Below are 23757 nucleotides of genomic sequence, written 5' to 3'. Positions count from 1 at the left end.
GATTTTCCGAAAACTTGATTCTCCTGACTGCGGCCTGACCTACCCTTCCCGCCTCTCTTCACAAGCCCAGAGGCCGCGCGCGATGCGCCGAAAACGCTCAGCGCCTAGCCCGCACCGCTTTCAAACGATATTTAGGCCAGTTTTCACAGCCGGAACCAAGACAACCATAAAGCGTTGCGGAAAATCGGGGAGTGATACGCAAAGAAGAGGTTGGCCCACGACATATCAATGTGGAGAAAACCTTTGACCGAATTGCAGCGCAGGCCTTCTGACGCCGCTTTTGGGGGGACGCGAACTGCCCATGAAACCACCCGGAACACCCGCCTCGAATATTTCTTCCCAAATGAGCAAAAATCACTCTTGCGCCCACTCACCTGACTGAGTACATAGCGCCTCACGCACAGAGTGGCCCGTTCGTCTATCGGTTAGGACGCCAGGTTTTCAACCTGGAAAGAGGGGTTCGATTCCCCTACGGGCTGCCACTTTCTCCCATACTGCTATCATAGCCTGGCATGCGGTTTGCGGTCCTGTTGCGCGGTTCGAGCCAGTAAAATCCAGCCGCAGCGCCGCCCGGGTCCAGCCCTTTAATCCCTACCCTATCGGCTGTTCTGATCAAGCTTCATCCGTTCAAACCGCCGTAGGCCTCCCTCTCGAAGAGCAAAAGGGAACCGCCCTCTTGGGCAATTCCCTCTGTTCATGCTGCTCTGACCTTCGGCCGAGCTCAGATAGTCACAGCTCGGCCTCCCGGCTGCGGGCCAGGAACCACACGAAAGACACCACCGACAAAAGCAGCAAAGCGACGGCAACCGGGCTTTTCAGAACCTGGGTCAGATCCCCGTTCGTAAGCGCAAGCGATTGTGCGATGGATTTCTCGAATCTTGGTCCCAGAAAGAACGCGATGATGAAGATCACCAGCGGATAGCCGAAACTGGACATCAGGTACCCGATCACCGCGAAGATCAGCATGATCGCAACGCCGAACAATCCGTTGGTCGCCATCGACACCCCGACAAAACACAACAGAACCGCCGAGGAAAAGATGATGGACTCCGGCGCCGACACCACTTTGACCCAAAGCCGCAGTCCGACCTGCCCGATCCACAGGTTGATGAAATTCGCCATGATCATGGCCCCGAACAGCCCGTAGACAAGCCGCCCCTGATTTTCGAACAGCAAGGGGCCGGGCTGCATGCCGTGGATCATGAAGGCACTGATGATCAGTGCCGCGCTGACACTGCCCGGAATGCCCAGCGTCAACAGCGGGATCAGGTTAGAGCCGACAACCGCAGAATTGGCGGATTCGGCTGCGGCGATGCCATGCAGGTTGCCCTTGCCAAAGCTTTGCGGATCTTTTGAGCGGGCCTTGGTGAAGGCATAGGACATGAAGGCGGCAGCGGTCGAACCGATCCCCGGCAAGGCGCCGAAAATGGTTCCGATGGTGGCACCGCGCAGCATGGTATAGCGACAGGACCAGTATTCCGCCCAGGTCACCCGACGGTCGTCCGGGTTGCCGGTATCCTCCATGATGATGGCGGAACGGACGCTGCCATGGGCATCGGACATGCGGCGCAGGATTTCCGAAATGGCGAGCATGCCAATCGCAACTGATGGCAGGGGCAACCCGTCGAACAGGTCCCAATAGCCAAAGATGAGCCTAGGTGTGTAATGCTCCGGATCGGTCCCGACCGAAGCCACCAGCAATCCCAGCGCCGCTGCGATGATACCCTTGGTGAGGGAATTGCCGATCAGCCCGGCCAGAACGGAAAAGGCAAAGATCATCAGCGCGGCGATCTCAATCGGGCCCATGCGCAGGGCCAGAACCGCCAGCGGCGCCGACACGGTAATCAGTACGAGGTCGCTGAAGGTATCGCCCGTCACCGAGGAAAACAGCGCCATCTTGGTGGCCTTGAGGGGCTTACCCTTCTTGGCAAGCGGGTAGCCGTCCATCGCGGTTGCGGCGGCATCGGGGGTGCCGGGGGTATTCATCAGAACCGCAGGCACTGCCCCGCCAACCAGTCCGCCCTTGTTGACCCCGACCAGAAAGGAAATCGCCACCAGCGGATCCAGCGCAAAGGTAAAGGGAATAGCAATCGCCATGGCCATGATCGGGCCGATGCCGGGCACCGCGCCGACGAATTGCCCCAGGATCACGCCACAGATGACGAACAGCAAGTTGATCAGGGAAAAGGCATCGCCAAAGCCTGCCAGGATCGTCGAAAAATCCACCATGATTTTACTCCCTCAGGGCAAGGCGCGGCCAAGCGCGTAGGTCACCAGGAACCAGATCAGCGCAGGCATGACGATGACGCCCGCCGCCAGCCAGGCCGGGCGGCGTTCCCCGATCATCCACATGATCGCAAACGCCAGCGGCGGGGCGACATATTCAAAACCGAACACGGACATCGCATAGATCCCGCCTGCCAGAACCGCCACATAGGCGCCTGTAATCGCAAAGACATGCGGTCTTTGGGTGCGGTGACCGGTCGGTTTCAGCATCAGGAACGCGCCACTAACGGCGATCACAATGGAAATCAGATTGGGCATAGTATCCGGTGACAGATTTCCCCCTTCGACCCGCTCCACATAGGAGGGGATGACCAGGAAATAGAGCACAAGACCAAGCAGAAGAAAGAACGCGCCCGAAGCACGGTCGGCAGACAAACCCATGGAACCCTCCCAAGTTCTGAAACCGCCCTGCGCGCGAACACGCGCAGAGCGGTTTGCAGTTTTATTTCGCGAACAACACGGCTGCGTTTGCCAGACCGTCGGTCATCATCTTATGGGTGCCCTCGGGTCCCATATTGATCGGCGCGCCCTTGACCGCGTTCTGCACGATTTCAGCCATTTCCGGCGAGGCAACCGCTTCATCGATCGCGGCCGCGATGGCCTCGGCCGCGGCAGGATCGGTGCCTTTTGTGGTCGCCAGATAGAACACCGGATCGACATAGGCGTTGATGCCGGATTCCACGAAGGTCTTGACCTCCGGCGCATAGCTCAGCCGCGACTGGTTGGCGCCCGCGATCACCTTCATGTCGCCGGATTCAAGATAGGGAAACTGCTCTCCCGATCCGAAACCCGCAAGCACCTGACCGCCCAGGATCAGCTTCATCACCTCGGCGCCACCATCGGCGGTCACCAGGTTGAAATCCGCTCCGGTGGTCTTGGTCGTTGCCTTCATCATCAGAACCTGCGGCGGTGCCATGGTGGCAACCGCCAGCTGGCCCTGCTCCTTGGAATAGGCGATCAGGCCCTCCAGATCGTCAAAGGGCGCATCGGCGCTGGCCACCAGCGCAAGCTCTGCCTTGGCGACGGTGCCAAGGTAATCAAAGCTGTCGACATCAAACGGCAGCTGATCGCCGCGCTGAACCAGCTGGACCAGAACGGGGATGCTGACCCCCATGCCAACGACCTTGCCCTGCGGAGGGCGCTGCGACAGGCCGGTGAACATGGCAACGCCGCCGCCGCCGGGCTTGTTCTCGACCACGATATCCCAGCCGGTGTTCTTCTCCATCACGCTGGCCAGCACGCGACCCATGGTGTCTGTCGATCCGCCGGCACCAAAACCGACCTGAATGGTCAGCGCTCCATCGGGTTTCCAGCTCTCTGCGGCCAGTGGCGCGGCAAGCGTCATCATCGCGGCGGCGCCCAGCGCCAGAATCCGGGATTTAAGTGTCATGTGATTTCCTCCTCTTTGTTGTCTTTCCTCCGTCACCCACAAACAGGCGCGACGGGTCTCCTCCTGGAAAGTTACTTAACCAGTAAACTATTTACTTCTCCCCTTGCTCAACAGTGAATTTCCTCGGCCAGACGACGCAGATCTCCTCACCTGCGCCGGATGGTTATGCCCCGGCGGTTTGCGCAACTCCCAGCAACGCGAGCCGCGCCGGACGCATTGCGGCAATCACTTCCAGTTGGCGCGTGGCGACCCGTGTCAGCCGCTCCGGATCCGAATGGGCCGATGTGGCCCGCAGAACCCGGCTCCACAGCGCCGTCAAAAGAGTATCGCGGGTCAGCAGATAGAATTCATGCGCAAAGGCGGTTGGGTCAGGGTTGTCCAGCAACTGTTTTCGCGCAAGGTTCCAGCCTTCCAAGGCAGCAGCAACGGCCTCTGCCTCCTTGCCCTCTGCCGCCATGAAGGCGGCAAAGGCCTCCGCCGGAGGTGTACCCAGCAGACGTGTCGCCAGCATGCGTTCGTGAATGCCGTTAGCCCCTTCATAGATCGCGGTGATGCGGGCATCGCGATAGGTCTGCTCCAACCGGTATTCGCGCAGATACCCATAGCCGCCCAGCACCTGCACACCCAGTTCGGCGCCGCGGATACCGGCTTCGGTGCCGCTGACCTTGGCCAAGGGGGTCAGGAATTCCACCAGATCGGGATTGTCGCCCTTCTCCATGGTGACAAAGGCCAGATGGGCAATCGCGCGGGCGCCCAGCGCACCGGCGTCGATCTCATCCAGCATCCGGCGCACATCCGCGTGTCCATCCAGTGTCACCGGCTGTCCATCCGCGCCGCGTCCCTGCTGGCGCTCTGCCGCATAGGATGCCGCAACATCAAAAGCACGCGCCGCATGGGCCACGCCTTGCAGCGCAACATCAGAGCGGGCGTGGTTCATCATCGTGAACATCGCCATCAGCCCCTGCCCCTCGGCGCCGATCAGTTCGGCCTCGGCGCCATCAAAGGCCAACTGGCAGGTGGGGGAAGCATGCAGGCCCATCTTTTCCTCGATCCGGGTGACGGTGACAGCATTGCGGCTGCCATCGGCGCGGGTGCAGGGACACAGGAACAGAGAGAGCCCTTTGATCCCGTTGTCCGAGGTTCGCGCGAGGACCAGATGCAGGACCTTGTCGCTCATGTCCTGGTCGCCGCCGGAGATGAAGATTTTTTCGCCAGTGATCTGCCAGCCATCCCCATCGTCGCTAGCCCGGCAGCGCACGCGCGAGAGGTCCGATCCTGCTCCGGGTTCTGTCAGGCACATGGTCGCCAGCGTTTCACCCGAGGCCAGAGACGGCAGGTAGCGGGCCTGCTGATCCGCCGTGCCGAACCGCGTCAAAGTGCGCGCAGCCCCCGGAACCAGCCCGGTGACCATCTGCATGGAATGATTGGCGCCTGAGAAAATCTCGGATGTGATCGCCAGCATCATCGCGCCCATGCCCTGGCCACCGAATTCCTCGGGGATGGTGAGGCCCGGCCAGCCCTGTTCAGCGTAAGATCGGTATAGATCCTTGAAGCCAGCGGGCATCGCGACGCGGCCATCCGTCAGCGTGCAGCCCTCAAGATCACCGGGTTCATCCAGCGGTGCGATCTCACCTTCGGCAAAGGCCGCGAAATGCCCGGCAATCTCGGATGCGAATTCCGCATCCCAATCCGGCAGATCCGCTGTGCCCACCACATGGTTCAGCGTGAACAGAATGTCCTCAACAGGGGCGGCAAAAGGCTTCATTGGTTATTCCACTGCATAATAGTCGATTTCAACGGCAGAGGCCCGGCGGATACCGGAGCAGACAAAGAGCATGTGATTGACCCAAGCATAGCGGTCATCGCCGGTCTCCAGCCGCGCGGCGGTGCGCATGTAATAGCTGGTGGGGTCCACATCCTCGCCTTTGGCCAGCCGCGCGATAACATCCGCAGGGCCATGGCGGCTGCCGACGTTGACGATCTCGATCACCGCGCCGTCCTCGGTTTTCACCGCATAGCGCGTATCAAGATGGGCTGCGCCATCGGCGAATATGGTCTGCCAGTCCGCGCCAAGGTTCAGCACCTCGCCGGTCAGATCGGGGCCAAGCGCCTTGCCCCCGATGATCGGTATGATCCGTCGCACACCCGCGCGTCCCTGCCCCATTTCAATCGGGGCACCCAGTTCCACCCGCAGGCGGAAGGCATGGCGCAGCTTTGGTGCGGGGATCTCCATCTCAGTCGACCCCGAGCAGACGCATGGCGTTGCCCTTGATGATGTCTTCGCGCAGGTGGTCCTTGATCGCAATTTTCTCGAAATCAGACAGCCAGCGCTCCGGCGTGATCATCGGCCAGTCGGATCCGAACAGCACCTTCTTCTTCAGGATCGAGTTGCAGTATTTCACCAGGATCTCGGGGAAATACTTGGGCGACCAGCCGGAGAGGTCGATATAGACGTTGGGCTTGTGCTGAGCCACCGACAGCGCCTCTTCCTGCCAGGGGAAGGACGGATGCGCGAGGATAATCTTCATGTCCGGAAAGTCCACCGCCACGTCATCCATGTACATCGGGTTGGAATACTTCAGCCGCATACCGTTGCCACCGCGCATACCGCTGCCGACGCCGGTCTGACCGGTGTGGAACAGGGCGATACCGCCTTCTTCGGCAATCGCTTCATACAGGTCATAGGCCATACGGTCATTGGCATAGAAGCCCTGCATGGTCGGGTGGAACTTGAAGCCCTTGATGCCAAAATCCTTGATCAGGCGGCGCGCTTCGCGGGCGCCCATCTTGCCCTTGTGCGGGTCGATGCTGGCAAAGGGGATCAGAACGTCGTCGTTCTCGGCCGCCAGCTCGGCAACCTCTTCGTTCTTGTAGCGGCGATAACCGGTTTCGCGTTCGGCATCGACCGGAAAGATCACCGCGGCGATGTTCTGCTCGCGGTAATGGGCAGCGGTCTGCGGCACGGTGGGCGGATGCTGCCAGGGCGCACCGAAGTAGCTGGCCATGGTGGCCTGCAGCTCATCATAGCCGTCATCGGCATGGCAGCCGCAGGGTTCCTCGGCGTGGGTGTGGAAGTCGATCGCACGGACCTTGGAAAAATCTACCATCGTTGTGTTCCTATCAGAGTTTCGCAATGCCACTGGCAGCGTCATCATAAAGCCGCTCCAGCAGATCTGCGCGGCGCGTCAGCACCTTGCGGAAGTTGAGGTTGCCCTTGGCGGTGATCTCAGCATCGGTGAGCGAAGGCGGCTCGGCCAGCACAATGGCGCGCACCACCCGGGTGGAGGAGCCGGAAATGCGACCTGCGCGCTCGTTCAGCCGGTGATGGATGTCGGACAGAAGCTGCGGGCAGACCAGCGCGCCGCCATCTTCCTCCAGCGTGAAGCCTGCTGCCTCGATCGCCTCGCGGTTGGGGAAGATCATCACGCCGATCTCGTTCTTGTCCTGCCCGGTCACCACCAGATCGGCGGCCAGCGGTGCAAGTGTCGAGAGCATTTCGATCCTGAGGCCCGCCGCCCGCACCCAGGTGCCGGTCAGCAGTTTGAAGTCCTCGGAAATCCGCCCGTCAAAGCGCATGCCCTTATTGATGTCGTCCTTGTCCACGAACACCATCGCATCGCCGGTGATGAAATAGCCTTCCTCGTCAAAGGCCTCGGCGGTCTTTTGCGGGTCTTCGAAATAACCGGGCATCACGTTCGGTCCCTTGACCCGCACTTCGCAGCGCATGTCGTCATCCGGGATCAGTTTCAGGGTCACACCGGTCATCGGCACACCCACCACGCCCGAGCTTTCCGTCGGCTCCTGCTGGATCATCGTCGCGGGCGCAGTCTCTGTCAGCCCCCAGGAAGAGGTCATCAACGGCACCTCGCCCTTGATCTCCATCGCCATGGTCTCGAAACCCGACCAGACCTCCTGCGGCAGTGAGGCGCCGGCGTAAAAGATCATGTCCAGCTCTTCAAAGAAACGCTGACGAAGCCCCGCGTCCTTTTCCAGTGCCTCCAGCAGCATGGCAAAGCCCATGGGCACATTGAACACAAGGCTGCCGGTTACCATCGACAGGTTCTCGACTGTGCGATCAAACAAGCCCTTCACCGGCTTGCCATCGTCGATGTAAAAACTGCCGCCATTGGCCAGCATCATGTTGAAGTTATGCGAGCCGCCAAAGACGTGGTTCCACGGCAGCCAATCCACGATGCGCGGCGGGCGCGCGCGCAGGAACGGCAGGCTGTCGGCGAGTTGGGTCTGATTGACGCACATCATCCGCTGCGTGGTCAGCACCCCTTTGGGGTTCGAGGTCGACCCGCTGGTCATCAGGATCTTGGCGACGGTATCGGGCGTCACCTTGGCAAATCCCGCGTCCACATCGACGCCCGCATCGCCTTTCAGAAGGTCCGCAAAGGCCGTGACATCGGTGCCGCCGGTGCGGGTCGCAACGATCTCAACACCCTCAAGGGCATCCAGTTTCAGTGCCTCGCCGTATTGATCGGCATCGACAACATAGGCCATCTTTGGCCGCACCAGTTCGATGGCGTGGCGCAGGCGGCCATGGGCGCCGTGGATCAGCGAATACTGCTCGGCCACCGGTACGGTCGGCACACCGGCGTATTGCGCGGCCAGCGACAACAGCCCGTGATCGACGCCATTTCCGGACATGATCAGGATCGGCGTGTCCGCCCCCATGCCCCGCGCCAATAGCGCCGCCGCAATGGCGCGCACCTGCTGCAGGGTCGCCGCATAGCTTTCCTCGCGCCAACCCGCGCCACTGCGCTCGGCCAGGAACACCCGCTCGGGCGCCTCTTCGGCCCAGCGGTGCAGCCAGTCACCAGTCCGCTCTGTCACCGGCCCCAGATCGTATTCAGACCGCAACAGCAGGCTGCCATCGGGGCGATCCTCGCGCGTGACGGCGTGTGGCAGGAAATTGGACGTCCGTTTCATGGTCTATCCTTTCGACAGGCTTTTCTGGATCAGCTGCATCGCCGCGATCACCGTGTCGCGGGTCGTTGCATCCATGTTCTCCAGCAAGCGTTGTTCATGGGCGGTCACTGCTGCCACCGCTTTTTCACAGAGCTGGCGCCCAGCCAGCGTCGCCTTCAGCGCATAGGCCCGCCGATCCGTCGGCACCCGGTCGCGCACGATCAGCTCCCGCCGTTCCAGCTCGTCTATGATCACGACCAGATTGGGCCGCTCCACATCCATCGCATCCGCCAGCTGTGACTGGCGCAATCCCGGATTGTCAACGATCAGCACCAGTGCCGTATAGGTCAGCATCCGCAGATCAAAAGGCTTCAACGTCCGGGCTAGATCGGTCTGCACGACGTTGAACGCCCGCTTCATGTGATAGCCGACAAACGCGCGCAGTGTTTCATCGCTGACGTGAGACACGCCCATTTCAGGCTCAGGCTCTTTGATGACGGTTTTCATCGGATCACCGGAACTTAGGGGCACGTTTTTCAAGGAAAGCACGCAAGCCTTCCTCGGCATCCGGCGTGGTCTGCGACAGCGCCGCCGCCAGCGATTCCGTGAACAGACCATCGGCCTGCGACATATCGTTGATGCGGGCAATCGACTGGATCATCAGATAATTCGACAAGGGCGCATTGCGGGCGATCTTGCCCGCCAGCGTCTGCGCCAGCTCCAGCGCCTCACCTTCGCCCACCGCATAATGGGCAAGGCCAAGCGCCACGCCGGTTTCGGCATCGTATTTGCGCCCCGTCAGCATCATCTCGGTCATCCGGTCCGCGCCCAAAAGACGCCCGACCCGCGCGGTGGCGCCGCCACCCACAAAGATGCCGCGCCGCCCTTCGGGCAGCTGGAAGATGGTCGAAGGTTCAGCGATGCGAACATGGGTCGAGCTTGCCAGCTCCAGCCCGCCACCGATCACCGCCCCGAACATGGCGGACACAACCGCCAGACCGCCGAACTGGATCTTCTCCATCACCTGGTGCCACTGGCGCGAGTGATAGAGGTTTTCCTCGGCCGAGCGGTGCACATGTTCCGACAGGTCCAGCCCCGAGCAGAAATGCCCTGCGGTGCCGGTCAGGATGACAACACGCACCTCCTTGGGCGGCGCCGAGAAGAAAGCATCAAGCGCCTCCAGCAGCTCTTCGCACATGGCGTTACGCTTGTCCGGACGGTTCATCGTCAGGGTGGCGATGCTGTCATTGATGTCGATTTTGAGTATCTGATCGCTCATGCGCGGGATCCTTCAGCGCGGCGGCAGGCGCACAGCGCCATCCAGCCGGATGGTTGTTCCATTGAGAAATGGATTGGTGACGATCTGCTCGGCCAGAAGCGCGTATTCCTCGGGCGCGCCCAGCCGGGCAGGAAAGGGAATATTGGCGGTGATCTGCGCCGAAATCTCGGGCGGCAACCCTTCCATCATCGGGGTCTGGAACAGGCCCGGCGCGATGGCCATCACGCGGATGCCCGATTGCGCCAGCTCGCGCGCCGCAGGCAGGCACATGGAGGCAATCGCCCCCTTGGAGGCCGCATAGGCCGCCTGCCCCAGCTGGCCATCCTCGAAGGCAACCGAAGCGGTGTTGATGATCACCCCGCGCTCGCCATCCGCCAGCGGGTCCAGCTCAGCCATCAGGCGAGCAGCATGGCTCATCACATTGTAGGTGCCAAAAAGGTTCACCCGCAGCGTCTTTTCAAACACATCGAACGACAGCTTGCCGCCACGACCGACGATGCGCGCCGCCATGCCGACCCCGGCGCAGCTCACCGCGATGCGGGGGGCACTGCCCAGCTGCTCTGCAATGCTGTCGAGGGCTGCACCGACGGCGGCCTCATCACTGACATCCACATGCAGGGCGATGCCGCCGATCTCATCCGCGACCGCCTTTGCCCGTTCGATATCGAAATCCAGAATGGCGACTTTCGCGCCTTTTACGGCAAGATGCCGGGCTGTCGCCGCACCAAGGCCACTGCCGCCACCTGTGACCAGCGCCACATGTCCATCTATCTGCATAGTTCCTCCCCGAACTGGATAACTGATATTATAGTTATCCCGCATATCTTCTTTTTAATCGTTATACGAAATATCTATCTCGCGCCAACAAAATTTTCACAAACACTTAAGCTACTAATTTTGAATGTATTTTCCGGACCGCCTCGGATCTATCAGCACGAATCCTTAATCCTGCATAGCTCGCGCCGCGGTCAGGTTTGATCCTGTTTCGGCTCGGCTTCGCCGTCAAAAACCTGCGCCAGGCGGGTCAGCGCCGCGTCGATTTCGGGGATCTCCATGTGGCAACAGCCCAGAACGAGACCATTCAGCCCGATCACCTCGGCGGCAAATCCCGAAAGCGGGCGCAATCCCAAACCGGCGTCCCGCGCCCGTTTGCAGATCTCCTGATCCTGCCAAGCGTCGTTCAGATAAAACACCAGCTGCATGCCCGCACCGTGGTCCGGCGCGCTGCCATAGGCGGAGAATTCCTGCTGCAGCCGCGCCAGCAGATGCTTGCGCCGCTCACCATAGATACGCCGCACCCGGCGCAAATGGCGGTAGAACTCGCCGCTGTCGATAAACTCTGCCAACGCCTGCTGCGGCATGCCACTGGCCCGGGTGCCAAAGCGCAGCAAACTGTCGTGCAGCGGCGCAATCAGCGTCTCGGGCGCGACCACATAACCGATCCGCAGCGCGTTCGAGAAGGTCTTGGAAAAACTGCCGAGATAGATCGTCCGGTTCAGCCCATCAAACCCCGCCATCGCCGGAATGGGCCGCCCCGCATATCGGAACTCGCTGTCATAATCATCCTCGATGATCCAAGCGCCGGTCCGTTTGGCCCAGTTGAGGAATTCCAAACGCCGCCCCGGCGCCATCGCCCCGCCCAGCGGATGCTGATGCGATGGCGTCAGTACCACCGCCTTCAGGTCGGCATCCTTTTCGGGAACACAGGCGCCAAGAGCATCGACGCGGAGGTAGTGCGAGCGCAACCCCTGCGACTGCACGATACGGTTCAGAGACGGATACCCCGGGTCCTCGATCCCGATGGCGCTGCCGCGTGGTGCCAACGTGCGCAAGCAGAGTTCCAGCGCATCCGTCGCCCCCGCAGTGATAATGATTTGCTCGGCGCCTGCCTCGATCCCCCGCCACTCTGCCACATAGGCCGCAATGGACCGGCGCAGCGCTGCATTGCCCCGGACCGCGCCGCCATCCAGCATGGTTTCCGGCGCCACCCGGCAGATCCGCGATACGCAGCGCGCCCATTGCCGGTGCGGGAACAACCGCATGTCCGGCTCTCCACTGTTGAAGGGCAACAGGGCACGCGGCGTCTCCTTTGCATGCTCCGGGGGTGCAGGATGCACCGGCTGCAGTTCGACCTGCCCCATGGCGCAGACGGTAAACCCCGAACCGCGTTTTCCCGCGATGTAGCCTTCGGCTTCCAGCTGCTCATAGGCCGCCACCACGGTCGAACGCGACACCCCAAGCTCTACCGCGAAACTGCGGGTGGCGGGCAGCTGGCTCGCCTCCGGGATCTCTCCTGCCCCGATCCGCGTCCGCAGCGCCGTGCAGATCTGCTCGAACACGGGAACAGACAGACTGCGGTCAATGGAAAAGGTCGGCCCGGGTACCTGCTGCACGGTATTGGTCTCCACATTCCGCCCAATACTGCCCCATTGCGTCAGTCCGGTCTACTATCCCACCCACGCCGCAGATCCACGAAGGTTTCGTTATAGCAGGCGCCCCCGGCAATATCCGTGCGCAGGGCCGAGGGAATCAGCGCATTCGCCGTGCGGCCGCTGCGCGAGCTGGAAAGCCAGGTGCCCTTGGGGCTGTAGACCACACCGGGCCGGGTGGCAGTTGTCACCTCCAGCGTAAAGGTCACCTCGCCCCGGGCATTCCAGACGGTGACGGGATCGCCATGGCTGAGTCCGCGTGCCTCGGCATCCTGCGGGTGCACCTGTACCACCTCAGCCCCCGCCGACAGCGCATGATGGCCAAAGGTCGCGTTGGTCCGCTTGTCCGAACTGGGGGTGACCAGCACCAGCGGCAGATCCTGCGAGGCGGGGTCATAGCGCGGCACACCGCATCCGAACCGATCCTCAAGATCCTGACTGAACAGTTCGATCCGCCCAGACGGTGTCTGCGGCATCACCGAGTGGCACAGCACCAGCGGGCTGCCATCCCCGGCGGTCATCGCGATGGCCCGGTCGCAGGGGATTTCGCTGGGTGGCTTACCCCCGAACACCGGATGCGACGCGTCCATGGCCTGATCCATCAGGTCCTTGTCACTATCGCGGAACTCGGGCTCCTGATAGCCGAACCGGGCTGCCAAACGGCGAAAGATCTCGGTATTGGGCAGGCTTTCCCCCACCGGCGCGATCACCGGTTCCGCCCGTTGAATGTAGTTCTGCCCATAGGCGCCATAGATGTCATCATATTCGAAATGGCTGGCGGCGGGCAGGATCACATCGCAATAGGCCATGGAATCCGTCATCACCACATCCGCGCCTGCAATGAACAGGTCTTCTTGCGTCAGGGCCTCGATCATCCGGTCCTGATCGGGGTGCGTTGCAACAGGGTTGTGGTTGTAGATCATCACGGCCCCGACCGGCACATCAAGGTTCCGGTCCAGCATCTTTTCCGCCACATCGACGATATTGAAACAGCGCGTGCCGGGGTGAATCAGATGATCCCCCTGCAGGCGGGACGAGGTCTTTGGCGCGGCGGCCCCGGATTTCGCGACCACCCCCGCACCGGGGCGCCCGTGATGCCCTGTCAGCGCATTCAGAGCCATCGCCGCGCGCAGCCCGGCACCGCCCGAGCGGGTCCGTTCGATCCCGTTGCCAAAGGAACTCGCCATCCGGCGGGCCGCGACGATCCAATCGACCAATTGGTGCAGCTCTTCCGCAGGGAGGCCGCAGATGTCGGCGACACGATCCGGGGTATAGGCGCGGGCCTCCTCCATATAGGCGTCAAACCCATGAGTCCATTCGCCGATGAAGGCCATATCCAGCGCATCGCGCCGTTCCAGCTCGGCTGCCAGTCCCAGCGCAAGAACCACATCGGTTCCCGGCTGCAGTTGCAGGTGCATATCGCATTGCTCGGCCAGCTTGATCCGCTTGGGATCAATCACCACCACCCGCGCGCCGGATTTACGGGCCTCTTTGATCACGCGCATGAAATGCAGGTTGGAGACCGTGACGTTGTTGCCCCAGACAAGGATAAGATCCGATTGCACTGCCTGCTCCGGCGGCATGCCCGGCGCGCTGCCAAAGAGGCTGGCGTAGGCCTCTCCGCGCACACCGCCACAGAGCGGCCCGCGATCCAGCAGCGTCGCCCCCATCCGGTAGAAGAACCGCCGGTCCATGGATCCCCCGGCCAGTTCACCATGTGGCCCGGCATAGTTCAGCGGCAGAACCGATTGCGGCCCATGCGCCTCGATTGCCTGGTTGAAACCTGTATGGATCAGGTCCAGCGCCTCGTCCCATGTTATCTGCTCAAAATCCCCCGATCCCCTCGGGCCGACCCGTTTCAAGGGATGCCGCAGGCGGGCCGCGCCATGCACGAAATCGGGATAGCAGCGGGCGACCTTGTTGCAGATCACCCCGGCGGTGAAGGGGTTTGCCGTCGATCCCTTCACCTCGGCAATCCTGCCATCCTCGACCCTGACGGAGAGGCTGCAGGTATCCGGGCAATCCAGCGGGCAAACGCTTGGGCGAAAGGCGGTCGGGTCTTGATTGGTCATCTCGGCCTCTGAAAACAACACTCAAAGGGCGGATACACCGGCAACTGGGAGGGCGTTAAGCTCCAATTTGGGCAAAAATGACCAGACCAATCTGGTGAAAGCATGGGATCGGAGGGCCAAAGTGGCCCGCTATCTGGCCACCACACGCGCTTTTGGCGCCTGCAAGAGGCGCCAAAAATCAGGTGACGAGGAAAAGAAGCTACGGCAACAGGCAGACAGAAACGACGGAATTGGGCCGATTAGTGATCGAGGGCCAGAACCTTGTTTTCCATGCCTTTTTCATAGAAGCAATGCTGCGCTCGGCCAGATCCCTTGGCCGCATAAAGCGCGACATCCGATTCATTCAGAATTTCCGCAGCGGTAAAGGTGCCGCTGTGCCAAGCCGAAAGCGTAGTGCCCGCGCTCGCCGAAATCTTGCACATCTTGCCGCCATAGGGAATCGGCACCTCCAATTCGGAGATCAGCCGTCTCGCCAGCCCTTCGATCTGGCGCAGATCGCGCAGGTCATTGAAGATCAGGACAAATTCATCGCCGCCAACACGCGCAACCGTATCGGACTGGCGGGTGCATTCTACCATGACACGGGCCACATGCTGCAACACCGCATCCCCGGCGGCGTGTCCCAGCGTGTCGTTGACCTGTTTGAAGTAATCGAGATCCAGATGCATCAGGGCAAAATCCCGGCCGCCGCTGATCAACCGATCCAGAATGTGATCCATGGCGCGGCGGTTCTTGAGGCCCGTCAGCGTATCTGTGAAGGCCTGTTCCTCGGCCGCGATCTTGGCCCCTTGCAGACGCAGGTTCAGCTGGCGCGATGCCTCCATCGCGGCGGACTTGGCCTCAACCAGATAAAGCATCTCGATGGTGAGATCGGTTGGAGAAAAATCCGCGCTGGTCAGATCATAATCCCGCACAGCTTCCAGAACCGAGATCCCGAAGGACAGGTTGATGATCGCGCCCTGCCCCTGTGGCAAAGGCACGAGAACGCCTTTCAGGCTGGTTTGCGGCGTGTCCCGAAAATGCAAATGCAATTTGGACCCGGCCGTATTGACCAGGTCCGCCATGGACCGAACCCGGCGCGGGCGCGACAGATCAAAGACACGGAAAAACCGGCGCCCCTCCCATTTCAGATCGGGTCGGAGCTTTCTGAGCGTGGGGCCGACGCGCTGGATATACCCCTTGGCATCCACGATCGCATACATCGGGCAGATCTGATCCGCGATGACGGCAAGCTGTTCATTGGTCATCATAGGGAATGCGCTCCCAGATCAAAGGCCCGCCCTTCGGCAAATTCTCTTTCCACCAGGGTGATGGAAATCACCTCTGCCCCGTCCTGCGCACCGCTTGAATCCAGAATAACGAGATCTCCGTAATCGTCGGCCATGGCCCGCAAAACACCCATCATGACATTTGAATAGCCGGGCAACCCCGGCTGGCAAACCAGTTCGAAATGACCCGGTGACTGTTCCAACAATTCCAAGCCCGGTAGATAAAGATCGGATACGGCAAGACGGGCACGCCCCGGAAGGTCATCCAGAGAATGCAAAAACTCAACATAATTGACCCCGCCGAACCGCAGCAGGCGGCGCAGGGCTTCGACCTGAGGGTTGGACACCAGAAAGGTCCCCATATCCTCAAGCATCTCAGGCAGCGGACGCTCCAGCACCGTTTCCATGGCACTCAGCATCTTGTTCGACTGGTCATCCGTATAGGTCAGCATGGCCTCGAATTGTCGAAACCCAAGCCCAGCCACATCCATGATTTCATACCAGCGGTCCGCGCCATAGGTGCTGGTCACAAAAGCCTGGATCGCCCTGTTGATCAGACCATGCATATCTTGGCCCCTTTTCCTACCGTGTCCCATTATTGGGCCCTGTGTGTTAAAAAACGCCCAACATCGGCAAAATTCATCCAAACAGCACCACGTTCCGGGCACATCCACGTGCCTCCCCCGAAACAGACCGCTGCCTTTAGGTATCCCTTGCCGACAGGACAAGCCCCCGGAGGTGGTCGTGCACACACAGCCCGGTAAACTCCCGGTGAAACGGCATAATCCGCACCAGGCTCACAGGACACGGGCACCTGATATCTTAGCGCCAAGAGCAGGCACCGATGCGACATCATTTGCTTGAAAGAGTTCCGGCGCGGACCCTAGCGATGCCAACCCGCACCCGTCAAGCCAGATGGCATCTTGCTTGCATCCTTTCCTGCATCAGTCGCGGGGCGGCAGCAGTGCCCGCACCCGCGAAAGGGTAGCCGTGCTGACCGCGACCCCGGCCTGTTCCGCCCGCGCCCGTGCTGCGGCACGCCCATCGCCCGGCAGGCGCGCGCCTTCCTGCGCCCGGACCGAGGCCACAAGCGCACCCATGCGGTCTGCATAACCTCCACCCGAGGTCGCGCCCGGATCGATGGCAATGAAGAACTGTCCGGTGCGGGGCGGCCCGCCAACCGGCCCCGAAAACGGGCTGGCCTCACTGCCCAAAAGGGCTCCGGTCATCGCTGCCGCCATCATCTCGACCATCAGCGCCACGCCAACGCCCTTGTACCCCCCGGCAGGCACCATGGTGCCCTTCAGTCCCGCCTCCGGGTCCGTGGTCGGATTGCCCGTCGCATCTAGCACCCAGCCTTCGGGAACCGGTCTGCCTTCGCGGGCGTGTTTCATCACCTCGCTTTTGGCGATGGCACTGGCGGATTGGTCGATCAGAACCATGACCTGCCCATCGGGGCCTGGTGCTGCGATAGAAAAGGGATTGGTGCCCAGAACCGGCTGAGCGCCACCTGATGGCGCGATCGAAGCCGGCGCATTGGTAAAGCCGATGCCCATCAGACCCGCCTGCGCCAAGCGCTGCGTGTGACAGCCCAGAACGCCGCAATTGTAGGAATTGCGGATCGCAAGTACCGCAACCCCCTGCTCCCGCGCCATCAGGATCAGATGTTCAAACCCGAGATCGATCGCGGCATGGGCAAACCCGGTAGCCGCATCCACAGTCACCACGCCGGGCCGGGATCTGGAGACCTGCGGCTGGGCCTGACCGTCCACCTTGCCGCATGTCACATGCTCGGCGTAGATCGGCACATAGGCCAGACCATGGGAGGCAACCCCATCCGCTTCGGTCATGGCCGTAGCCCGGGCCAAAGGCGCGGCATTTTCACGGCTGGTCCCCGCCGCCATCAGCGCCCGGAGCGCCAGATCTTCGATCTCTGCCAGAGAGAGGGTTTCTGTCGCGCTCATCTGTCTCCGCTTTCTGTCCGTTTCACGTCTTCATCCCGTATCAATCTCCGTATCAGTCATTGTCCGCCAACCCGGCCCCTGCCCCGCGCAAGCGCGAGGCCTCGGTGGCGGGGGCATAGGTGCGATGGGCGAAGGTGGACAGCTGCGCCCAGGCGTCATCTGTGACCTGCCCGCGCCTGACTGGCGCAAGGGGAGACCCCAACGTTGCCTCCGCGTGGCAGCGCAGCCAAGGCACATGATCGCGCAGCATCTCTTGCCGCGTGCCGGTCGCGCAGATCTGGCGACCATCGGTCACCAGCCGTATATTCGGCCAATCAAGGGCCACCGGCCGGTCCAGCCGCTGCGCTGCCGCCGCCGCAAAGGGCAAGAGCAGCAAGGGAAGATCCACCTCCTCCATCTCAAAAACCGCACCGGTCTCAAGCTGGGCGGCCCGGTCGCTCAGCGCACTGCCCGACACCAGAGGGCAAAGCCGTCCCGTGGCCGCGCGCCAGCGTCCGCCCTCTATCGCAGTCGGAGCAAGCGCGGCCACGGGACGCAGATCGTTGCGCGCCAGCAGCGCGGCCAGCTGCTCCGCGCCGGGCAAAGCCACCCCGGCCAGAAGACGCGCCGCCGCGCCAGCTTCCTCCGCCAGCCCCCAGGGCAGCCCAGCGCCCCGCGCCGCGCGTTTGCACATGGCTTCGATCTCGTTCAGCGACAGGTTCATGCGTCCGGATCCGGGTAGATCCAGAAATCTCCATCGCGCGCCGACAGCTCTTCGGGATAAGGCGCATTGCCGAACATGCAGATCCGCACCCAGCGGTCCGACCGCGGATCAAAATGCAGCGCGCCAAAGAAGGACAGTTTGCAGCGCAGCATGTCGATCGGCAGAAGATCGCAGGCAATCGTATTGTCCCGGATTTCGGCATAGGGCGCCTCGGCGACGATCTGTACCCGCCGCACCGCGTGCCTGTGCTCCGGGTGGCGCAGCAGAAATTCCGCCACGTTCGCTTCCTCGGGCCAGCCTTCCATCGCGTGATAAAGCGCCGCCACATCGCGCCCCGGGGCCAAAGGCTGCTCATAGGGGGCGATGGGTTCCTCGGCCCGTTCACCCAGGCGCGGTTCCAGTTTTTCCTCCGAAACATACCAGACGCGGGCAGTGGTTTCGGGAAGATCCCAGTCGATGGCCAGCGCCCAGTCATGGGAGCGCTGCACGAGTTGCCGCAGACGTCCCAGCGTCATGCCGCCAGCAATCCGCCGGGTTTCCCCCTCCCCACAGGCCATGGCGGTGGCCAGATCATCGACCAGCGCGCCATAGGGTTCCAGCATCAGCGACACCAACCATTCCTGCCCTTCGCAGGACAGAGATCGCTCGGCCCAGCGGTACAAACCATCCCAGGGGTGCGGGGCCGATAGAACATCGCCCTCCAGATGCCCGGCCAGATGGTCGATATCCGAGATCAGCACGGATCGCTTCCACGCCTGCCCCGGATGCCCGGTCTGCCAGTGCGCCACGGAACGGCGGGCGCGGGCAAAGAGGTCACGAAACCGGGCCACCTCTTGCGGGCTGGCCTGCGGCAGGCTCCGCACCCGCTCCAGCGCGGTTTCCCGCGCGGTGATCCAGTTGTTGAACAGGACCGGGTGGTTCAGCAAAAAGGGCGCCATGCCAAGGCCGGTGGAATTGCCGATGCCCAGACGCCGGGCCAGCGCCGGATCCAGACGCGCCGCACCCCCACCCGAGCGAGCACGGGCGCGGGCATCCGCCATGTGCTGCACCAGATCCCGAACAAAGGTCCGGGTCAGATACACCGACAGCATTTCGGCCTGAAACGGTGCCGCGCATTCCGGCCTGTCCGCGATCATCTCGCGGTCGGCAGCGCCCAGTTTGCCCGAGCCATAGACTGCCGTGGTCCGCATGAGGTAGCCAACCGCCTCGATCTGCGCCGGGTCGGGCTGGCAGCCTGCCGCCAGCGCCGAGACCACATGTTCCCAAAGGCGCACCGAGCGGTTCGCCCGCGACACCGACAGCTCGCGCTCGCTCACCCGGCCGGCTTCTTGCAGCGGCACGTTTTTCGACAGGCGGGCGATATCCTCGGCCTTGGGGACGCCATCGAACAGGGCAAAGGTCGCATCCCAGGCCTCGGCTATCACCCGGTCAGAGCGTTTTTCCGGCGGCAGGTCATGGGCAAAGGCCATAAGAGAATAGCTGCGTTCGGGGCCATGGGCGCTGTAGACCGCGTGCCCGATCCCGTCGTCGCCGATCTCGAACACCGGCCTGTCAAAGTGCCAGCCCTCGGCCTGCATCCGGCGGGTCAGAATGCGCATGAAGGACAGCCGCGACTGATGGAAAGATCCCAGCCGTGCAAGGCGCATCACGGTTTCAGGCGGCCGCGGCCCAGCGGGCCGGTGATCCGATGCTTCCCTTTCCAAGCCGCCCTCCTTCTCTGTGTTACCCTTGTTGCGCTTGTGTTTTCCTTTGACCCGGCGCGAATTGCCTATGCCGGGCCGAACCCCTCGCGGAAGAACCGGTACCAGTTGCCGCCCATGATCGCGGCGACCTCAGCCGCGTTCATGCCAACAGCGCGCAAGCCGGTTTCGATATTGCCAAAATCGCGGTTGTCGCGGAACCAATCCGGCGTCGGCGGAAATCCGGCGGCGTCAGCGGAGCCTTCGCCATAGTCGATCTCCTTGCTCCAGCGCCCGACGCGCATCCATTCCACCACGCTGTCCGGCTGATCCTGACACAGGTCCGAGCCGATCCCCAAATGCTCCACTCCAAAACTATCGGCGGTGCGGGCGATCATGCTGCAGAAACTGTCCAGCGTGCAGTCGGATTTGTCCTTCAGATGATGCGGGTAGAGCGAAAAGCCAATCATACCGCCGTTCTGCGTCACCGCCCGGATTACATCGTCATGCTTGTTGCGCAAGGCGGGCATCCAGCCGTGCGGGTTGGCGTGTGTGATGGCGATGGGACGCTGCGACAGATCTGCCGCTTCGATGGTGGAACGGTCGGCAGAATGGCTCATGTCGATCACCATGCCGACACGGTTCATCTCGCGGATCACCTGCCGCCCCATGCGGGTGATGCCGCTGTCCTCAGCCTCGTAACAGCCCGTCGCCAGCAGCGATTGGTTGTTATAGGTCAGCTGCATGAACCGAGCGCCGAGCGTGTGCAGGATTTCGACCAACCCGATGTCATCCTCAATCGGGGACGGGTTCTGAAACCCAAAGAAGATGGCCGTGCGCCCGCTGTCCCGCGCCCGATCGATATCGCTCGCCTGCGTGCCTTTGAGGATCAGATCCGGGTATTGCTCGAACCAGCGGTTCCATTGCTCAAAGTTCAGAACCGTTTCACGAAATCCTTCGTGATAGGCGATGGTGACATGCACCGCATCAACGCCACCTTCGCGCAGCTGGCGAAAGATCTTTTCGGACCAGTTGGCATATTGCAGCGCGTCGATCCGCATCAGGGCCGACCCCATGCAACACGGCGCAGTGTAGTTTGGTCCATATGGCGTTTCTCCGGGTCCGATATTTGCCTTGGATGAAACTATGGACTCGGCATCCGCTTTCACACAAACTCAAACAACTCAAACTCATTTCAGAAATTTTGAAAATGGCGCTGAAAATTGAGATGCTTCGATGCTTTGCCACGGTGGCCCATTCCGGCACGCTGACCGGGGCGGCACAGCAGTTGGGACGCACGCCATCAGCGGTTTCGATGACGCTGAAACAGCTGGAGGACCATCTGGGCGAGCCGTTGTTCGAGACCGGACGCAAGAACAAGCTGACCGCGCTTGGCGCCTTTGTGCTGGAACAGGCGGATCGGGAGTTGCAGCAATTCGACACCACGGTGCGCGCAATCGAAGGCTTTGCCAGCGCCAGAACCGGCAGGGTGCGCGTGGCAGCGGTGCCCTCGGTGGCGGGCAGCATCCTGCCGCAGGCGATTTCCAGTTTCATCGCGCGGTTTCCCGGTGTCCAGATCGAGGTCTGGGATATGGAATCACGCGCCATCATCCGCGAGGTGAGCCGGGACCGGGTCGATATCGGCATTGCCACGGCAGGGTTGCCGGATTCAGATGCTATGCCCGCGCTGGATCCGCCAACGCATACTGGCCTGCATTGCAGCAACCTGATGTCAGATGCCTTTGGTCTGATCTGTCCCGATGGGCATCCGCTGGCAGCGCCCGGCGGGCCGGTGTCGTGGCGCGACATCGCCGAACAGTCCTTGATCGCCAATCCCCTGTCCGCCGGGATCCGGACCAAGGTCGCGCAGAGCCTGCACAGGGAGGCCCTGCTGCAAGGGCACAATGTGACCTCTCTTCTGGCCATGGTGCGCGCCGGTCTGGGCATAACCATCCTGCCGGAGATGACCATGCTGCTGCTCGGCTCCTCTGGTCTGGTCTTTCGCCCGCTGGCCGATCCCGAAGCCCGGCGCCACATTCACCTGCTGCGCAAGGCCGACGCCCCGCTGCTGCCGGTGGCCCGCGAGCTGGAGCGGCAGATCCAGCTGACGGCCGCCCCGTTCCAGACGTGATCCCCTGCCCCTCCACCGCTTTTTCACCGCTCCCTGCTCGCGAAGAGTTCATGACCCTGTAGGGTGGCTTTTCTTGACCGGGCTGAGTTTGGCGGGCATGCCCTATTGCACTCAGACAACAGAATACGGGTAGACCTGCGGTGGCACAGGCAACAGAAGCGCAGAACGGAAACGAGCTGACAGACCGGCTGGCGCAGGCCAGCATCCTGGTGGTGGATGACGAACCGGGCATGCGCAACTTCCTGGTCAAAACGCTCGCGCCCCACTGCCGAGAGGTCGCCGAGGCCGCGACGACCGAAGAAGCCGGAGAGCTGCTGGCCCAGCGGCATTTCGATGTGATGATCCTGGACAACATCATGCCCGGTCAAAAGGGCATCGACTGGCTGGCCCATCAGCGCAGCGCCGGCGGGTTTACCGATACCATCATGATCACCGCCTATGCGGATCTGGAAACCGCGATCGAGGCGATGCGCGCCGGGGCCGCGGATTTTGTTCTGAAGCCCTTCCGCTCGAACCAAATGCTGAATGCGGTACAACGCTGCATCCAGATGGCTCAGCTGCGGCGCGAGAACGCCCTTTTGCTGCACGAGCTGAACAGCGCCGACACCGGGCGCAGGTTGCGCAACCAACTGATCGGCAGCTCGGACGCGATAGCCGATGTGCGGCGGGTGCTGGATCAGGTCCGCGATGTCAGCACGCCGGTTCTGATCACCGGCGCCTCTGGCACCGGCAAGGAAGTCGCGGCGCGGCACCTGCACGCAGCCTCGGACCGGGCGGCGCATCCCTTCGTGCCGATCAACTGCGCTTCCATTCCGGCAGAGATGATAGAATTCGAACTCTTCGGCCATGCGCCCGGCGCCTTCCCCGGCGCGCAGGGCGGTCGCGAAGGTCTGCTGCCCTCGGCGCAGGGCGGAACCGTGTTCCTGGATGAGATCGCAGGTCTCAGCGCGTCGGCGCAGGCGGCATTGTTGCGGGTGCTGGAGGATGGCTTGGTCCGCCCTGTTGGCACCGAACGCAGCACCCAACTAGATGTGCGCTTTGTCGTCTCCACCAGCAAATCGCTGAAGGACGAAGTCGCCGCCGGGCGTTTCCGCGAGGATCTGTTCTTTCGCCTCAATGTGATCGAAGCGGTGATGCCCCCGCTGAGCCAGCGCGGCACCGATGTTGTGGAACTGGCCGAGTTGTTCGTGCAGGAGATCGCCGAGCAATTGACCCGCGCGCCCTTGCAGATCGATCCCCGTACCCGCAGTGCCCTGCTGCGCCACAAGTGGCCGGGCAATATCCGGGAGCTGCGCAACTTCATCGAGCGCTCTTTGATCTTTGGCAGCTTTCCCCTGGAAACGCTGGCCCACCCGGCGGACGGCAGCGGCCAGATCGAACCGCTGGATCAGATCGAGCGGCGCGAGATCCTGCGCGCGCTGGAGGCTGTCGATGGCAACCGCTCGGAAGCCGCCCGCAGGCTGGGCGTCTCGCGAAAGACCATCGACCGCAAATGCGCCTCCTGGGGACTATAAGCCGGGAATCGTCCATCCCTTCGCGCTCTGGCGCCCTCTGCCGACACCGCTGCTGGCACCTGATCACGCATATTTTTACCGAATTGAACAACCGGACAAACTGGCGCAAATTTTACCCCCTGACTGGG

Annotated in this window: 20 protein-coding genes and 1 tRNA gene; 3 read left to right on the top strand and 18 right to left on the bottom strand. The window is 62.1% G+C overall.

Features of this window, described 5'->3' with window-relative positions:
* Window positions 1-407 precede the first annotated feature (407 nt).
* A tRNA-Glu gene (locus SM766_RS03345) sits at window positions 408-482 on the top strand.
* Between the two features lie 247 nt (window positions 483-729).
* Here the strand turns inward: SM766_RS03345 and SM766_RS03340 are convergent.
* The 18 genes from SM766_RS03340 to SM766_RS03255 form a co-directional block, all read right to left on the bottom strand.
* Window positions 730-2229 (bottom strand): tripartite tricarboxylate transporter permease, encoded by a 1500-nt coding sequence (locus SM766_RS03340; protein ID WP_368946935.1) that lies wholly within the window; start codon window positions 2227-2229, stop codon window positions 730-732.
* 12 nt (window positions 2230-2241) lie between these two features.
* Entirely contained in the window at window positions 2242-2667 is a 426-nt protein-coding gene (locus SM766_RS03335; protein WP_274828234.1) for a tripartite tricarboxylate transporter TctB family protein, read from the bottom strand.
* A gap of 61 nt (window positions 2668-2728) precedes the next feature.
* Window positions 2729-3676, bottom strand: a complete 948-nt coding sequence (locus tag SM766_RS03330; protein ID WP_368946934.1) for a Bug family tripartite tricarboxylate transporter substrate binding protein — start codon at window positions 3674-3676, stop codon at window positions 2729-2731.
* Window positions 3677-3839: 163 nt separating this feature from the next.
* The gene (locus SM766_RS03325) at window positions 3840-5441 is read right to left on the bottom strand and encodes an acyl-CoA dehydrogenase family protein (RefSeq protein ID WP_368946933.1); all 1602 of its coding nucleotides are present in this window, start codon (window positions 5439-5441) and stop codon (window positions 3840-3842) included.
* Between the two features lie 3 nt (window positions 5442-5444).
* A complete protein-coding gene (locus tag SM766_RS03320) occupies window positions 5445-5909 on the bottom strand; it encodes a DUF3237 domain-containing protein (RefSeq protein ID WP_368946932.1) in 465 nt (154 codons plus the stop codon).
* Window position 5910: 1 nt separating this feature from the next.
* Window positions 5911-6783 carry an amidohydrolase family protein gene (locus SM766_RS03315; protein WP_065270936.1) on the bottom strand — a complete coding sequence of 291 codons (873 nt, stop codon included), beginning with the start codon at window positions 6781-6783 and terminating at the stop codon, window positions 5911-5913.
* Between the two features lie 13 nt (window positions 6784-6796).
* Window positions 6797-8611 (bottom strand): feruloyl-CoA synthase, encoded by a 1815-nt coding sequence (locus SM766_RS03310; RefSeq protein WP_368946931.1) that lies wholly within the window; start codon window positions 8609-8611, stop codon window positions 6797-6799.
* Window positions 8612-8614: 3 nt separating this feature from the next.
* Window positions 8615-9097, bottom strand: a complete 483-nt coding sequence (locus tag SM766_RS03305) for a MarR family winged helix-turn-helix transcriptional regulator (RefSeq protein WP_065270938.1) — start codon at window positions 9095-9097, stop codon at window positions 8615-8617.
* Between the two features lie 4 nt (window positions 9098-9101).
* Window positions 9102-9869, bottom strand: a complete 768-nt coding sequence (locus SM766_RS03300) for a crotonase/enoyl-CoA hydratase family protein (protein WP_274832390.1) — start codon at window positions 9867-9869, stop codon at window positions 9102-9104.
* A 12-nt stretch (window positions 9870-9881) separates the two neighbouring features.
* The gene (locus tag SM766_RS03295; protein ID WP_368946930.1) at window positions 9882-10646 is read right to left on the bottom strand and encodes an SDR family NAD(P)-dependent oxidoreductase; all 765 of its coding nucleotides are present in this window, start codon (window positions 10644-10646) and stop codon (window positions 9882-9884) included.
* Window positions 10647-10837: 191 nt separating this feature from the next.
* The gene (pdxR, locus tag SM766_RS03290; protein ID WP_368946929.1) at window positions 10838-12262 is read right to left on the bottom strand and encodes a MocR-like pyridoxine biosynthesis transcription factor PdxR; all 1425 of its coding nucleotides are present in this window, start codon (window positions 12260-12262) and stop codon (window positions 10838-10840) included.
* A gap of 41 nt (window positions 12263-12303) precedes the next feature.
* Entirely contained in the window at window positions 12304-14370 is a 2067-nt protein-coding gene (locus SM766_RS03285; protein WP_368946928.1) for a molybdopterin-dependent oxidoreductase, read from the bottom strand.
* Between the two features lie 239 nt (window positions 14371-14609).
* Window positions 14610-15620 (bottom strand): GGDEF domain-containing protein, encoded by a 1011-nt coding sequence (locus tag SM766_RS03280; RefSeq protein WP_065270942.1) that lies wholly within the window; start codon window positions 15618-15620, stop codon window positions 14610-14612.
* Window positions 15617-16204 (bottom strand): heme NO-binding domain-containing protein, encoded by a 588-nt coding sequence (locus SM766_RS03275; protein ID WP_065270943.1) that lies wholly within the window; start codon window positions 16202-16204, stop codon window positions 15617-15619. The genes SM766_RS03280 and SM766_RS03275 overlap by 4 nt, the downstream gene beginning before the upstream one ends.
* A gap of 378 nt (window positions 16205-16582) precedes the next feature.
* Window positions 16583-17602, bottom strand: a complete 1020-nt coding sequence (locus SM766_RS03270; RefSeq protein WP_368946927.1) for an Ldh family oxidoreductase — start codon at window positions 17600-17602, stop codon at window positions 16583-16585.
* A 52-nt stretch (window positions 17603-17654) separates the two neighbouring features.
* Window positions 17655-18305: a DUF3726 domain-containing protein gene (locus tag SM766_RS03265; protein WP_368946926.1), complete on the bottom strand. Its 651-nt coding sequence runs from the start codon at window positions 18303-18305 to the stop codon at window positions 17655-17657.
* Complete coding sequence (locus tag SM766_RS03260; protein WP_368947111.1) at window positions 18302-19951, bottom strand: hypothetical protein; 1650 nt, start codon at window positions 19949-19951, stop codon at window positions 18302-18304. The genes SM766_RS03265 and SM766_RS03260 overlap by 4 nt, the downstream gene beginning before the upstream one ends.
* Before the next feature lie 122 nt (window positions 19952-20073).
* Window positions 20074-21045: a membrane dipeptidase gene (locus tag SM766_RS03255; RefSeq protein ID WP_368946925.1), complete on the bottom strand. Its 972-nt coding sequence runs from the start codon at window positions 21043-21045 to the stop codon at window positions 20074-20076.
* Window positions 21046-21194: 149 nt separating this feature from the next.
* Here SM766_RS03255 and SM766_RS03250 point away from each other — a divergent pair, with 149 nt between their 5' ends.
* Window positions 21195-22115 (top strand): LysR family transcriptional regulator, encoded by a 921-nt coding sequence (locus SM766_RS03250; protein WP_065270947.1) that lies wholly within the window; start codon window positions 21195-21197, stop codon window positions 22113-22115.
* A 140-nt stretch (window positions 22116-22255) separates the two neighbouring features.
* Window positions 22256-23629 (top strand): sigma-54-dependent transcriptional regulator, encoded by a 1374-nt coding sequence (locus tag SM766_RS03245; RefSeq protein ID WP_274835851.1) that lies wholly within the window; start codon window positions 22256-22258, stop codon window positions 23627-23629.
* The last annotated feature ends 128 nt before the right edge of the window (window positions 23630-23757 follow it).

Source organism: Pseudophaeobacter sp. A-200-2 (assembly GCF_041008815.1).
GTDB lineage: Bacteria > Pseudomonadota > Alphaproteobacteria > Rhodobacterales > Rhodobacteraceae > Phycobacter > Phycobacter gallaeciensis_A.
Note: the sequence above shows the minus strand (reverse complement) of the source record. Positions and strands in the feature narration are given on the sequence as shown.